The 14,530-nt window shown below is 39.9% G+C and carries 8 protein-coding genes; 3 read left to right on the top strand and 5 right to left on the bottom strand.

The annotated features are described in order from the left end of the window. Genes I6F43_RS10390 through I6F43_RS10380 form a run of 3 tightly spaced genes read right to left on the bottom strand, consistent with a single transcriptional unit; the run spans window position 1 to window position 6,142 of the window. Window positions 1-900 carry a diguanylate cyclase gene (locus tag I6F43_RS10390; protein ID WP_007581985.1) on the bottom strand — a complete coding sequence of 300 codons (900 nt, stop codon included), beginning with the start codon at window positions 898-900 and terminating at the stop codon, window positions 1-3. After that, a complete protein-coding gene (locus I6F43_RS10385; RefSeq protein ID WP_197102156.1) occupies window positions 884-4,693 on the bottom strand; it encodes a PAS domain-containing hybrid sensor histidine kinase/response regulator in 3,810 nt (1,269 codons plus the stop codon). The genes I6F43_RS10390 and I6F43_RS10385 overlap by 17 nt, the downstream gene beginning before the upstream one ends. 51 nt (window positions 4,694-4,744) lie before the next feature. Then, window positions 4,745-6,142, bottom strand: a complete 1,398-nt coding sequence (locus tag I6F43_RS10380; protein WP_197102154.1) for a PhoH family protein — start codon at window positions 6,140-6,142, stop codon at window positions 4,745-4,747. A 305-nt stretch (window positions 6,143-6,447) separates the two neighbouring features. Here I6F43_RS10380 and rapA point away from each other — a divergent pair, with 305 nt between their 5' ends. Continuing rightward, window positions 6,448-9,342, top strand: a complete 2,895-nt coding sequence (rapA, locus tag I6F43_RS10375; protein ID WP_197102152.1) for an RNA polymerase-associated protein RapA — start codon at window positions 6,448-6,450, stop codon at window positions 9,340-9,342. A 335-nt stretch (window positions 9,343-9,677) separates the two neighbouring features. Next, a complete protein-coding gene (locus I6F43_RS10370; RefSeq protein WP_007581974.1) occupies window positions 9,678-10,451 on the top strand; it encodes a YggN family protein in 774 nt (257 codons plus the stop codon). A 98-nt stretch (window positions 10,452-10,549) separates the two neighbouring features. Here I6F43_RS10370 and I6F43_RS10365 read toward each other — a convergent pair whose 3' ends face one another. Next, on the bottom strand, window positions 10,550-12,979 hold the full coding sequence (locus tag I6F43_RS10365) for a zinc-dependent metalloprotease (protein WP_197102150.1): 2,430 nt from the start codon (window positions 12,977-12,979) through the stop codon (window positions 10,550-10,552). Window positions 12,980-13,133: 154 nt separating this feature from the next. Between I6F43_RS10365 and I6F43_RS10360 the strand changes: the two genes are divergently transcribed. Next, the gene (locus I6F43_RS10360; RefSeq protein WP_197102148.1) at window positions 13,134-14,102 is read left to right on the top strand and encodes a class 1 fructose-bisphosphatase; all 969 of its coding nucleotides are present in this window, start codon (window positions 13,134-13,136) and stop codon (window positions 14,100-14,102) included. 69 nt (window positions 14,103-14,171) lie between these two features. Here the strand turns inward: I6F43_RS10360 and I6F43_RS10355 are convergent, their stop codons facing one another. Continuing rightward, a complete protein-coding gene (locus tag I6F43_RS10355) occupies window positions 14,172-14,495 on the bottom strand; it encodes a hypothetical protein (RefSeq protein ID WP_197102146.1) in 324 nt (107 codons plus the stop codon). Window positions 14,496-14,530: the final 35 nt, after the last annotated feature.

Here is a 14,530-nt window from a genome sequence, read left to right as displayed (position 1 = left end):
TTAGAGTGCAACTATTCTATCTCGCCCTGCATCTTTAGCGGCATATAGGCCTAAATCGGCCTCTTCTAATAACGCTTGCTCAGCATACACTTTACCACTTTGAGTAGTGGCAATACCTATACTAATAGTGATGTGGTCTGCATTTAATGAGCCTTTATGTTCTATATTCAAAGCATTTACAGCATTGCGTAATTTGTTAGCAAACTCCATAGCTTCATGCCTATTCATTCCAGGTAATACAGCTGCAAATTCTTCACCACCATAACGAGCTATAAAGTCACTACCACGTTCACATTGAGCTGCGAGTGCTTGTGCAACATCCTTTAAACATTCATCGCCAGCACGATGTCCGTAGCAATCGTTGTAACGCTTAAAGTGGTCTATATCCATAAGTAACACCGATAGCGGGGTTCCACTGCGTTTACTTCGGCGCCATTCACGAGCTAAGTTTTCGTCTAGGTAGCGTCTATTTGGGATTTCAGTTAAGCCGTCGATTGAGGCTAACATTTCTAGCAGATCATTTTTTTGCTTTATAAGTAATTGGTTACGAACCCTAACACGCACAATAGAAGGGCTAAATGGCTTGGTGATATAATCCATAGCACCGAGCTCTAGGCCCTTAGCTTCGTCGTCATGGCTACGATTAGCTGATATAAATATAACGGGGATCGATTGAGTTATCGGATTTTCTTTAAGTTGCACAAGCACTTCATAGCCGTCAATTCCTGGCATAATCACATCAAGGATAATTAAATCAACTTGCGCAGTTTTTACAAAGGTCAGTGCTTTTTCACCACTTTCAACTAAGAATACGTCGTGTTCTACTTTAAGTGTTTTTTCAAGTACTAATCTGTTGATTGGATCATCATCTACAATAAGTACTTTAGCTCTTTTCGACATCCCTAGCCCCTACCCCTTTTATAAAAACAATTACCTGTTCTAACTGCATAATAAGCTCTTTCAGTGTTATTTCAACAGGCTTGTTAGTTGTTTTAAGTGTTCTTTCACACAATAAAGCGCAGTGAGACAATCGTCTAAAACCTAAATTACCTGCTACACCTTTTATACTATGCACTAAGCGTACCAAATCATCCTTATTGGTTGTTTCTTCTATTTGCAATAGCTGGGTTTCGCATAAATTAGCAAATTTACCAATCATTGTATTGAGGAGCTTTTCATCCATACTAAACTGCGTTAATGCGAATGATTTTTCAAAAAAGCTTGGTTTAACTAAGTTTAAATCGGCAATTGCATCAATAAGTACCTTAGCAACAACTGGTTTAGTTAAATGCTTATTCATACCGCACTTTAAAGAACGTTCAATATCAGCGGGTTCACAATGAGCCGTTAAAGCAAAAATAGGCAGTTGCTTTGCGTCAAACTGTTGACGAATTAAAGCCGTAGCTTGGCAGCCATCTATTTGCGGCATTTGTACATCCATTAATATTAAGTCAGGCTTTAAAACTTGCAATAATTCCATGCCGATAGATGCGCTTAAAGCGGTAACAACACTTACGTTTGCTTGGCGTAATACACTGCTAATTATTTCTAAATTAAGTTGATTATCATCAATGGCTAATACAAGTAGACCCGATATATCAACTTTAGTTTCAGCAGTATTATATATTACGGCATTGGTACTAGCTTTAGGCTGTTGCTGAGAGTTCAAGCTAAATAGCCTTTGCCCCAATGCCGATGCTTTAACGTGATGCGCAGCTAAATGCTCACTTGTTGGTAAATTAAGGGTGTGCTGATGATTAATAATAATTACCGAGGTTTCTTTAGCTGATAACGAATCATTAATTGCTTCAATATTTAAAAGTGCAGGTAAGTCGGCCGCATCGATTATTATTTGCTGAGTATTGGAGAGCTTAATTGGGTATTTGAGTACTTCATCTAAATTAATATTAGCAAGCTCTGTATAAGCATTTGTTACTTGCTTAAGCTCTTTGCTTTGATCCGATAAAATAGCTAATGTATTAGTCGGTAACATCGTATTTTTAGTGGTATCAACCAAAAAGCTAACGCTGAAGTAAAACTCACAGCCATGGCCTTTTTTACTCTTTAAAGCAATCTCCCCTCCCATTAATGACACCGCATGTTTAACAATCGCTAAACCTAACCCAACACCATGATGTATACGTGTTGAAGACTCATCACCTTGCGTAAAGGCGTCAAATAAACGCCTCTGATCGGCTTCATCTATGCCCATACCGGTATCAATTACTTTAAAGCAAATATGCTGTTGCTCTAGGCTATCGCTTTCAATAAGTTCCATTTTTAAAGTGATAGAACCTGTTTTCGTAAACTTAACAGCATTTGTTAATAAGTTACCTAATATTTGCTGTAAACGAATGCTGTCGCATATCAAATCAGGCGCTATTAACGGGTCAATATCAATAACAAATTCAATACCTTTTCCTTCGCACAATGGAGCCGTTAAACTTTCACAAATATCCACCAGCTCAACCATACTAAAAGATGCTTGTTTTAAATCGGTTTGCGAACTTTCTATGCGTGCAAAATCAAGCATTCTATTGAGCATTAGCAACAAGCTTTGTGCTGCATGCTTAGCTTGATCCGTTTGTTGTAATTGCTTTTGCGTTAATCCTTGCTCAATAAGCATATCAAGCAACCCTAAAACAGCGTTAAGAGGAGTGCGTATTTCATGACTTAAATTGGCTATAAAGCGACTTTTAGCAAGGGTTGCTCGTTCGGCATCTAGTTTTGATTTAGTTAATGCGCTCACATCCTGAATGTGAATAACATAATAAGCTGGGTCGCGGTTTTCATCCCATACAAGCGATACACTCAGTTGCAACCAACTTGTTAAGCGCCCTTGAGCAAGCGTTAAGTGGTATACGCGTTTTTTGTCATCTAGCAATTGCGCTAAAGTGCTTTTTATTTGCTGCCATTGAGTATCGTCAAACAATGCTTTTAACTGCTCACCAACCAGTACTGGCTGTTCAGAAAACTGCTTTCTTGCCGCTTTATTTACTTGTAATATTGTGTGTTCAAGCGAGAGTAAAACCACGCAGTTAGCCGCAAATTCAATCGCACTTCTAAATTTAGATTCTGATGCTTTTAAGGCCAATAATGCTTGTTGCTGCTCGGTAATATCGCGACCAATACCCATAGTCCCCAACAGATGTTGGTGCTCGTTATAAAAAGGTGCAATAGTCAGTTGGTACGTTTTTTTATCGGTTTCTATTCGCTGTTCAACACTGTTTCTATTTTGTAATACTTGTTTTTCAAGCGTATTTATTTGTTGATCGTTATCACCTAAATCATCTACATATTTACCGACTAATGCAGTTTGATCTTTACCGATGTACGCCTCAAATGCTTTATTGCATCCTAAGAATGATCCATCAATATTTTTAAAATAAATAAGATCTGGCACACTGTTTAGCATAGTGTTGAGCAAAGCCAAGTGGCGCTCTTTTGCTTCGTAACTGCGGCTTAGTTTTTCTGATTGCAACTGAACCTGGTCGTCCAGAGCTTTATTTGCACTTTGTAATGAATCAACTAACTGTTTGTTTTTAGTAAATACACGCTTCACTTTAGAAAACCAAGGCTGCCAGCTCAGCGGTACTTTATAATCGAGCTGCACTTCTTGCTGTGTACCGTTACTCTCAAGGTACGACATTAAGTGAGTCATTGGCTTAATAAAAATGCGCTGACTTAACCAAAAAAACACGCCAAACATAATACTTAAAAATAGCGTTAAAAATGCAAACTCTAATAGTATTTCATACTTAATTGGGCTTATTAGTTGGGGTTTGTGCTCGTAAAATGCTGCGTGAATAGGTAACTCATCCATTGGCTGCATAAAGTAATTACTATCACTAGTTAAGACTGTTTTTTTACTATGGTGCTGGGCCAAATCAGGCCAATAATTTTTTAATGCTGTTGCTTGCTCTATTAACTGTTTAGAGCTGGCGATAACTTGATGTGATTGGTTCATAAAAACGTATTCACCACTGTTCGGTGAAACCTTTTTTAACCACCCAGAAATTGCCTGAACATCATAAATCAAAATAATGTAATCGGCTGAGCCAGTGCTTCGTTGTCGGCCAATAGCAAAATACGATTTATCATTCACTTTAACAATGGGACTTGAAGTAAGTTTGTTTGGTGAAAATTTTGGCTTAAATTTTCCATTTAGAATTTCAGTAAGCATTAAACTTTGGCTTTTGTTTCGCCTGCTTACATAAGCAAAACCATTATTATCAACATATGCTACAGCAGACAACGACTGCATTAATGCAAGCGTTGTATTAAACGAAGGCCCTAATGTAATAGCCTGCTGCCACTGCATTAATGCCTTAGTAGATAACGCAAACTCCCCCTTACCTACAATTTCAGTGCCTTGCTCACTAAAGTGACGGTAATAGTAACCATCATATTGATTTATGCCCTCAAGTAAGCTTTGGTTTATTTTTGGATAGGTCGTTTGTTCGTATAAGCTAAACATGGTGGTGAGTAGATTACTCACCGACTCCATCCCGTGAGTAACCTGTGCTGAAACATTCGTAAAATCGGCTTCGCGTTTTTCAACCGCCCGCTCAAGCTTTATATTATATAAGTGCAAGCACAGTAAAAAAGCGACAATCAATGGCACTAAAAGCGCAATAAATAATGAACGATAATAATGCTTCAGAGGTAAAAAATTCAATGTACTGCCTGCCATTTGGCTCGAAAATCAATCGATAGACTATCGAGCCAATTTGTTAAGCGCAAGTTATAAATTTTCTTCTGCAAATGACGCTAAGCGACTACGTACAACACCGTTGAGGTTTATAGTTGCGCTGCCTTCAAAGTTTTTAAAGCGCTCTACTATGTACGTTAAGCCCGATGTTACTGGCGTTAAATAGTTACTATCTATTTGCGCCAAGTTACCCGTACAAATTAATTTAGTACCTTCGCCGCAGCGGGTAATAATCGTTTTAAGTTGAGATGCCGTTAAATTTTGGCTCTCATCTAAAATTACCACCGCATTTTGAATACTACGCCCACGCATAAAGTTAACCGATTTAAACTGAACATTAGCCTTCTCCATAATGTAGTTTCGGCTTGATATCGGATTTTCGTCGCCTTTGTGCAATACCTCCAGCGTATCGGTAATGGCTGCAAGCCACGGCGCCATTTTTTCCTCTTCAGTGCCTGGTAAAAAGCCAATGGACTCTGCTATTTCTGGGGTATTACGAGTTACTATTACTTTATCGTAAATACCTTTTTCGATGACCATCTCAAGGGCGCTGGCAAGTGCTAACAAGGTTTTACCACACCCTGCTGGTCCTGTTAAAATAACAAGTTCAATACTTGTATCTAGCAGCGCATCAAGCGCCATTCCCTGATAAATATTTTTGGGCTTAACGCCCCATGCTTGTTGATGCATTAAACGCTCAACACCAATATCTTTTAGCGTTATGTGCTCGTTATCGTACGATTTAACACGCGCCGCAAACTGATCCCCTCCATCAAGTAAATATTCATTACAAAATACATCAGGTATTAAGTTTTTAGGTACATGATGAAGCGTATCGCGTCCGTGTTGCTGCGTATTACATTCCCCTACATGGTCCCAAAAATCACCTTCAATTTTTTTATAACCACTAGTGAGTAAGCTGATATCGTCAATAAGTTGGTCGGTACGGTAATCCTCAACATACTTAAGCCCTGCGCCTTTGGCCTTTAAACGCATGTTTATGTCTTTTGTTACTAATATAACTTTTGAATCACTGTGCTGCTTTTGTAAATACACGGCGCAATTAATAATACGATGGTCGTTTTCGTTACCAGGCAAACCAGAAATGGAGTCGGCAAATAAATGGTCGTTTACAATAATGAGGGTACCTGCAGAGCTCGCTTTTGCCTTTTTGTTACTCGGCAGCGCCACGCCTTGTAGCATTTGTTCAGGCGTTGCATTTTTAAGTACTTCATCTAATCCACGAATAGCGACGCGCGCATCGCGGCTTACGTCGTGTTTTCTGTCTTTTATGTGGTCAAGCTCTTCAAGCACTGTCATCGGAATTACAACGTCATGTTCTTGAAAAGACAAATAAGCGAGGGGTTCGTGAAGTAGTACGTTGGTATCTAGCACATACATTTTACTTTCAAGGTTCGAAGCTTTTTCCATAGCACTTTCCTTACGTTTTATGATTTTTATGCTATACCAAAATAACTAAGTAAAACGGGCAAAACTTAAACCTGCAATACTTAATTGCCAAGGCATAATGTAAGTTTAGTCTATTTGTCATAAAAGTCCGTTTTATTACAAACTGTAATTAGTTTTGATTTACCTAAAAAAGAGTCATAAACAAGTTGTTTTAATAGTAATAATTAACACTTACAAAATTAATTAAAAGTGAGCCAAATAGCGCCTTGCAGTGGTGTTAGCTTACAGGTAACATAGCCGCCTTTTTCATCATAGACGAGACATACATGAATTTTTCCTTAGGTCAGCGTTGGATCAGTGATACAGAGTCAGATTTAGGATTAGGCACCGTTGTTGCCATTGAAGGCCGTCAGGTCAGCATATTATTTCCTGCCAGTGGTGAGAGCCGTGTTTATTCTTCGGCAGAAGCACCTGTTACCCGTGTGGCATTTAATCCTGGCGATGTGATCAAAAGCGTTGAAGAATGGGAATTAGAAGTAGAGTCTATTGAAGTACAAGGCGAGTTACTGTGTTATCACGGCACCCGTGTTGATAACGGCGAAACTGCCAAGCTTAAAGAAACCTTTTTAGATCATTTTATTAAGTTTAATAAACCACAAGATCGTTTATTTGCGGGCCAAGTCGATCGTTTTGATCGCTATACACTTCGCTACCAAACGTGGTTACATAAATTTGAACGTGAACAATCGCCTATTAAAGGCTTAATTGGTCAACGTGCTAATCTTATTCCGCACCAGCTTTATATTGCCCAAGAAGTGGGTAAACGTTTTGCACCACGCGTACTTTTATCAGATGAAGTAGGCCTTGGTAAAACAATTGAAGCAGGCATGATTTTACATCAACAAATTATTAGTGGTCGTGCGAGCCGCGTACTTATTGTTGTACCAGAGAATCTACAGCACCAATGGTTAGTAGAAATGCTACGCCGCTTTAACTTACACTTTTCTATTTTTGATGAAGAACGCTGCGACGAAGCGTTTGCAGATTCTCCAAACGTGTTTGATACAGAGCAACTAGTACTTACCAGTCTTGAGTTTTTAACCAAGAAAAAACGCTGGTTTGAACAAGCAACACTTGCTGATTGGGATTTACTAGTTATAGATGAAGCCCATCACCTAAGTATAAATAACGGCAAGCCAAGCTCAGAATACCAACGTATGGCAGAGCTTAGCCAAGATATTCCTGGCCTTATTTTACTTACCGCAACGCCTGATCAACTTGGTCACAGCAGTCACTTTGCACGTTTACAGTTACTCGATCCTGACCGTTTTTACGACTACGACGTGTTTAAAGAAGAAGAAGCAAATTATAAAGACGTTGCTGAAGCTGCAAATCAATTACTGCAAGAGCAAGGGCTAGACGACACAGCCAAAGCCACGCTAATTGAGCTATTAAAAGAAACCGATATTACTGATATTCTTGAAAAAGCACAGCAAGGTGATTTACCAGCACGTAAAGAAATACTTAACATGCTGCTCGATCGCCACGGCACGGGTCGCATATTATTTCGAAACAGCCGCAGCGGCATTGATGGCTACCCAAGTCGTAAATTACACGCCTACCCTATGGCACTGCCAAAACAGTATAAAACGGCTATGTCGGTTCTCGGTAATATGGGCGGCATTCAAAACCCTGAACTAAGTGCACACCGCGCTCTTTTTCCTGAAAAAATATTTCAAGAGTTTGAAGGCGAAAGCGCAAGCTGGGGTTTATTTGACCCACGTGTAGATTGGTTAATCGACACTCTTAAAACGCTTAAGCGCGAAAAAGTACTACTTATATGTGCTAAAGCTGAAACAGCTATCAGCCTTGAGCAAATACTGCGTGAACGCGAAGCAATTAAAGCGTCGGTATTCCACGAAGGTATGTCTATTATTGAGCGTGACCGCGCTGCTGCATTTTTTGCAGACGAGTACGATAATGCACAAATATTACTGTGTTCAGAAATTGGCTCAGAAGGTCGTAATTTCCAGTTCTCGCATCACTTAGTACTGTTTGATTTACCACTGAACCCAGATTTACTAGAGCAGCGTATTGGTCGATTAGACCGTATAGGTCAAACGCAAGATGTGAACATTCATGTGCCATATTTTGAAAACACCGCTCAAGAAGTATTGCTACGTTGGTACAACGAAGGTCTAGATGCATTCGAATCTACCTCGTCAACAGGCCAAATGCTTTATAAAGAGTTCCGTGATGATCTACTTGAATATATTTCTGCGCATAACTGCGATGAAGACGAACTCGATCCATTACTTGAGCAAGTAGCACAGCAAAATGCCGTATTGCGTAAAAAAATGGAAAGCGGACGAGATCGTTTACTAGAGCTACATTCATCGGGTCAAGGTGCTGCAGATTCACTTGTAGCTGAAATCGAAAAACTCGACAATCAGTTTGAATTACCAAGCTACATGATCAACGTGTTCGACACATTTGGCGTAAGCCAAGAAGATAAAGGCGAAAATACCATTATCTTAAAGCCAACTGAGCATATGTTAAACCCATCATTCCCATCGCTTAAAGAAGACGGTATGACCGTTACCTTTGATCGCGACACGGCACTTTCGCAAGAAGACGTGCACTTTGTTAGTTGGGATCACCCAATGGTGCAAGGCACCATGGATATGATTTGTGACGACGACTTTGGTAGCGCATCGGTTGCATTGCTTAAAAACAAAAAGTTACCGCCTGGTACCTTTTTTGTTGAGCTTATTTTTGTTGCAGAAGCAATGGCACCAAAAGTATTACAGGTTGGTCGCTTTTTACCGCCTACACCAATTCGTATATTGCTTGATAAAGCAGGTAATAATTTAGGTGAGAATGTGGCATTTGAAGGCTTTAATCAGCAGTTATCAGCCGTTGGCCGCCAAACAGCAAGTAAACTTGCAGGTGCACTACAAAGCGCTGTTCACCCTATGATTACTACCGCTAAAGATATGGCACAAGAAAAGCTTGAAGTTATTCGCGCAGCGTCGCTTGTTAAAATGCAAACGTCACTCAGTGACGAGCAAGAACGACTTGTTGCCCTTAAGCAAATTAACCCAAATATTCGCCAAGAAGAAATTACCTTCTACGATAAGCAACGCAACGACCTAACTACGTATATTGAAAAAACGCAGTTACAACTTGATGCAATTCGATTAATAGTAGTTTCACACTAGAAATTTTGGCTTTTAACCGCTAGTCTTTTAAGCTGACTCCAGAGTAAATTTGGAGTCAGCTATTAGAAGCTTAATTAACTAAATAGCTGTATCTTTTTAAACTTCATTTTAAAAACCACGTGTTCTTATTTAAATGTAAGCTAACCCTACCTCTTTAGCTTTATACTAAGTCCTTTGTTGTACTGTTGATTTTTCTCAACATAGCCGTATCTAAAAACTCAAGCTGCGCTCTATACAGCTATTGTGTGAGATAGTTGATAGGTTTATTTTCCCTTGCATAAAGTTGTTTTTTTGTTAACCTACTCGCCTTCCATTTTAGTCTTTTTGAGGTGTTTATGGCGTTTCTATCTCGTTCGATATTGGCGTTGTCCATAGCGCTCTCAAGCAGCAGTGTCTTTGCTCAAGCCCAATGCGATGTTGAATTACGTCATGGTTTAATTATCACTGACGATGCGATTCGCATATTAGATAAAGGCCAGACTCGTGTACAAATTAATAACAATAACCAACTATTTATTCGCGGTTATTGGGTTGATTTAAGCGATGACGAAAGCAAAGTACTCGAACAGTTTAGTAATGGTATTCGCCACACAGTCCCCGAATTAGTAAACCTTGCTACCGATGGTGTTAACTTAGGTTTAAGCGCTATTGAACACGTAGTTGAAGGTATGTCAGATAAAGAGCCTGAAGTACTTAAAACACAACTAAAGTATGTAGAGCGCGCGCTAATGGATAAGTTTAAGCGCGGCGATGACTTCTTTTTTATAGCCCCTCAATCACTTTCGCAAATAGATGATTTTTTTACTAAAGAGATCAGCCAGCAAATTCACTCTGCAGTGCATGGATCGTTAGGTGCTATTTTGGTATCACTCGGAGATGCGTTCAAATCGCGTGAAGGTAATATAGAAGATCGCATTAACGACATGGGGCAACGCATGGATATTATCTCAAGAGAAATTGATAAGTCGCTACAAAAAAAGGCGCATCAATTAGAGCTTAAAGCTTCTGAGTATTGCGAATGTTTAAATGCACTCGATGTAACCGAGTCTCGCTTACAGGCAATAGTACCTGGTATGGCCGATTACGATTTAGTGCAAATAAAGTCTTAGTGTACGTATTCGTTTTTAGAATAAAATAACACCGAGTATAAATATACTCGGTGTTTTGCTTTATGATTGATTAAAAATAAGCGCTTCTACTTTTTATTCTAAATTGGTGAGCCCGGTGGGATTGGCAGCACTTTAAAGTTGTTTGGCCATTGCCCTTTAATTAAAAACTGATTTACTTGCTCAGCTAAATATTGCTTAAACGCACTCTCGCCAGTACTTGTATGGCTCAGCATTGAGTTTTGGTTAAAGTCTTCACTCAACTTAACTAGGTAGTAACGTAACTGCGCTTGCACTTCAGGACTTGCACTATCGCTTGCTACTAAATCAGCCATAGCTTTTGCTGTTAAAAATTGCACGCGCTGAGTGATTTTACCTGTCATTGTATTAGGTGATGACACGTTAAACACTTGGCTATATAGCTCCTCAAGTAACTCATCTAAACTATAAAAGTCATTACTACGCGCTTGCTGCTGCGCTAAGCGATTTAAACGCTGTGCATTTAATAAAAGCGACAAGCTGTGCTGCACTGCAACCTCGGGTAATGCCATTGCATCGAGCGTTAACCCTGTGCGCCCAACTATGCTCTCGCGCGATTTAGACTCGCCATATGCTTTTGGCGGAATTAGCGATAACACAGATTCAGGAAGTAATAAGTTACTTGGCTTAAGCGTTGCAAAAATAGCGTTTACCGCTTCTTGCTGTGTTTTTTTATTAACGACTTGTGCGCCTTTTACGGGTGAGTCACCGCGTGTTTCGTATTCGTAATCAACACCGGCAATAAGCTTAACCGCAGCCTCAACCTGAAAACGGTGAAACAGATAAAGCGGGACTAGTTTTTCCTCTAATTGCGATAATGAATCACCCGTTTTAATATTATTAATACCAAACTGCGAAAGCGCTTTTTTACGTACGTCGAGTACTCGTAAAAGCTCCTGCGAAGGATTAGTGCCGTTATCCCATAAATGGCCTGTTGGATGCGCGCCACCTTTAGCACGAGCATCACTATCTGATATAAACTCAAGGCCTTTGGCTTTGTTCTCTTTTAAAATAGCAGCAAGTTCTGCGCTTTCATCTTGGTTAGTAAAATCGCTATAGCCATATTTAATTACTTGGGTATCCCACACGCCCATGCCTGTTGCATAGCCGCGCGTTACATCAAGCTTACCTTGTTCATTAAAACTAAGTAGCGGATGTGGGTAATCCATTACTGAGGATCTATCCCCTACCGATGCTGCAAAGTTATGAGAAATACCTAACGTGTGGCCAATTTCATGTGCGCTTAATTGGCGAATACGATCAAGCGCCATTGCTTGCAAGTTTTTAGCAACTTCATTACCTTTTAAATAAGGAGCAGCGAGTGCTTCAGCTATTAAAATATCTTGGCGAACACGCAATGAGCCGAGTGTTACATGCCCTTTAAGTATTTCACCTGTACGTGGGTCGATCACCGAACTTCCGTATGACCAACCACGCGTTGCACGGTGTACCCATTGAATGACGTTGTAACGAATATCCATAGGGTCGGCGCTACTTGGCAGCACTTTTACTATAAATGCATTTTTATATCCTGCCGCCGTAAATGCGTCGTTCCACCACTTTCCACCTTCAAGCAAAGCGCTTTTAACGGGCTCTGGTACGCCAGGATCAAGGTAATATACAATTGGTTTAACAGGCTCACTAATAGGTAAACTTGAATCCTTTTTAGTTAAACGATGGCGCGGTATATAACGCACGTACATAGAGTCACCAAGCGGCGCTGCGTAATCTTTATGTTCTATACTCCAAAAACCTGATTGCGGATTAAACTTACGGGGCGTGTAGTTATCGTCTGGTAATTGAATAAGTGAATGATGCATATGAACAGTAAGCGCATAAGGGTCGGCACTTACTTGGCGAACAAATTCACCTGGTTTTGTGCCTTTAAATGTAAGTACGGCTTCAAGCTCGGTGTTTTTTACAAATGCTTTTGAGCGATTCATATAAACGGCGCTACGTGACTCATCAAGGCTAAAGTTACCTTGCTTACGCGCCGCAAGCGTTCGGCTTACGCCGTGTACATCACTTAATAAATAAGGTGTGTAATCAATAAGTGCTGTGGCTTTATCTTCTGCGACCACTTTAAAACCAGCAAGTATACTTGATGCAAACGCCTCTTTAATGCTTTGCTGTTCGGCCTTGTTACTTGTGTTGGCACGATAGTAAGTATTTACAGCCCGCAGCATTACTTTGTCGCCAAAACGCTCAAACTGCACAAGGTGAGTATTACCAAGCTGACCTCTATCAAGGCCTATGTCGTTAGAGCCAATACCGTAAGGCAAGCTTTGCTGCAGTAAAAATTGTTGTTCAAACTTATCTACTTTTAAATATACTTTTCCGTTTTGGGTATCGTAAAAAAACGAATAATAGCCCGGAAAATGATTCATTTGCGTAGTAAATTCATCAATTGACTTAATTGCTGCGTGCGCTTGAGTTATGATAGAGCACAGCACAGTAAAGAATATGTAACTTAGTAGTGGTATTTTTTTCATAATCTTATCTTTGTTATTTGTGTTTTAAGTACGATTAGGTGGTCCCATTATAGGGTGCTATTTAAACAATACAGTTATTTAAGACGAATTTCAGCGCTCTAAGCTAATCTCTCTCACATTATGATTGGTTTTAACACGTTATCAGGAAAATAGAATGCGTAGACTCCCTCCAGTATTACTTGAAGATGGTTGTTCAAGAGAACTTTTATCATTAATTCGAACAATTTTAGCGGCATGTAAAGAAATTTCGTTTCGCGTTGGTCAAGGCGCGCTTTCTGGCGTATTAGGCTCAACCCTTGATGAAAACATTCAAGGTGAAACTCAAAAAAAGCTCGATGTATTATCTAATCAGCTGTTAAAAGATATTTTACTGGAATCAGGTACGGTTAAAGCAATCGCCTCTGAAGAAGAAGACTACACAGTAGCAGGTAACCCAGACGCTAAATTTATAGTGGCATTTGATCCATTAGATGGCTCGTCAAATACCGATATTAACTCGCTTGTCGGTACCATATTTTCTATTATGGAAGCGCCTGAAGGTTCTGACGCCGCTGACGAAAGCATTTTCATGCAGCCAGGGCACAAACAAGTTGCAGCAGGTTACGTACTTTACGGCCCGTCAACTATGCTTGCGCTGACCACAGGTAAAGGCACGCGCATGTTTACCCTTGATAAAACGCAAGGCAGCTTTTTACTAACACAAGATTTTGCTGACATTCCTGCTGATACTAACGAATTTGCTATTAACGCGTCTAATCAACGCCATTGGCAACCAGCAATGCAAAGCTACATTAATGACCTAGAAGCGGGTGATACCGGCCCTCGTGCTAAAAACTTTAATATGCGCTGGATTGCAGCAATGGTGGGCGATGTTCATCGCGTACTTAGCCGTGGTGGTATTTTTACTTACCCTACCGATACTAAAGATCCAAACAAACCTAATAAACTGCGCCTACTTTACGAAGCAAACCCAATGGCTATGCTAGTAGAGCAAGCTGGCGGCATCGCTTCAACCGGTACCGAGCGTATTATGGATATTCAACCCGATGCAATCCACCAGCGAGTAGCCGTTATTTTAGGCTCTAAAAACGAAGTAGAAACGTGTTTGGGATATCATAAGTAAACACGTTGTCAGTTTAGTAAAATAAAAAATCGCACTTACAACAGCGCGATTTTTTTGTACGGAAATAAATTAGCTTATCAAAGCAAGAAGTTGTATTAACTTTTGCTTATTAAGCTCTCCCATTTGCTCACTATTACTGAGCGCATAAATAAAACCTTCGTGCTCAGCACAATCAATATCATCCCGCGATTCAATTACGTTTGCCCAAAGCTCTAAATCATCCAAGTCTATTTCGTTACTTAAACAACGTTTTAACACATCAATTAAAATCTCGGTTGAGAGAGTATAATGAGTTTTATCGCTATCAGCAGGGCTTGAAACAATAACCGATATAGCTTCGTCCCTTTGCTCGCCAAACGTAATAAATTCAGCTAATGCTTTTTGTGTATTCATAATATTTGTTATTCTTGGCTCACTGTTACTAAAAA

Origin of the sequence: Pseudoalteromonas sp. NZS71_1, from assembly GCF_015864305.1 — a bacterium.
GTDB classification, from domain to species: domain Bacteria; phylum Pseudomonadota; class Gammaproteobacteria; order Enterobacterales; family Alteromonadaceae; genus Pseudoalteromonas; species Pseudoalteromonas arctica.
Note: the sequence above shows the minus strand (reverse complement) of the source record. Positions and strands in the feature narration are given on the sequence as shown.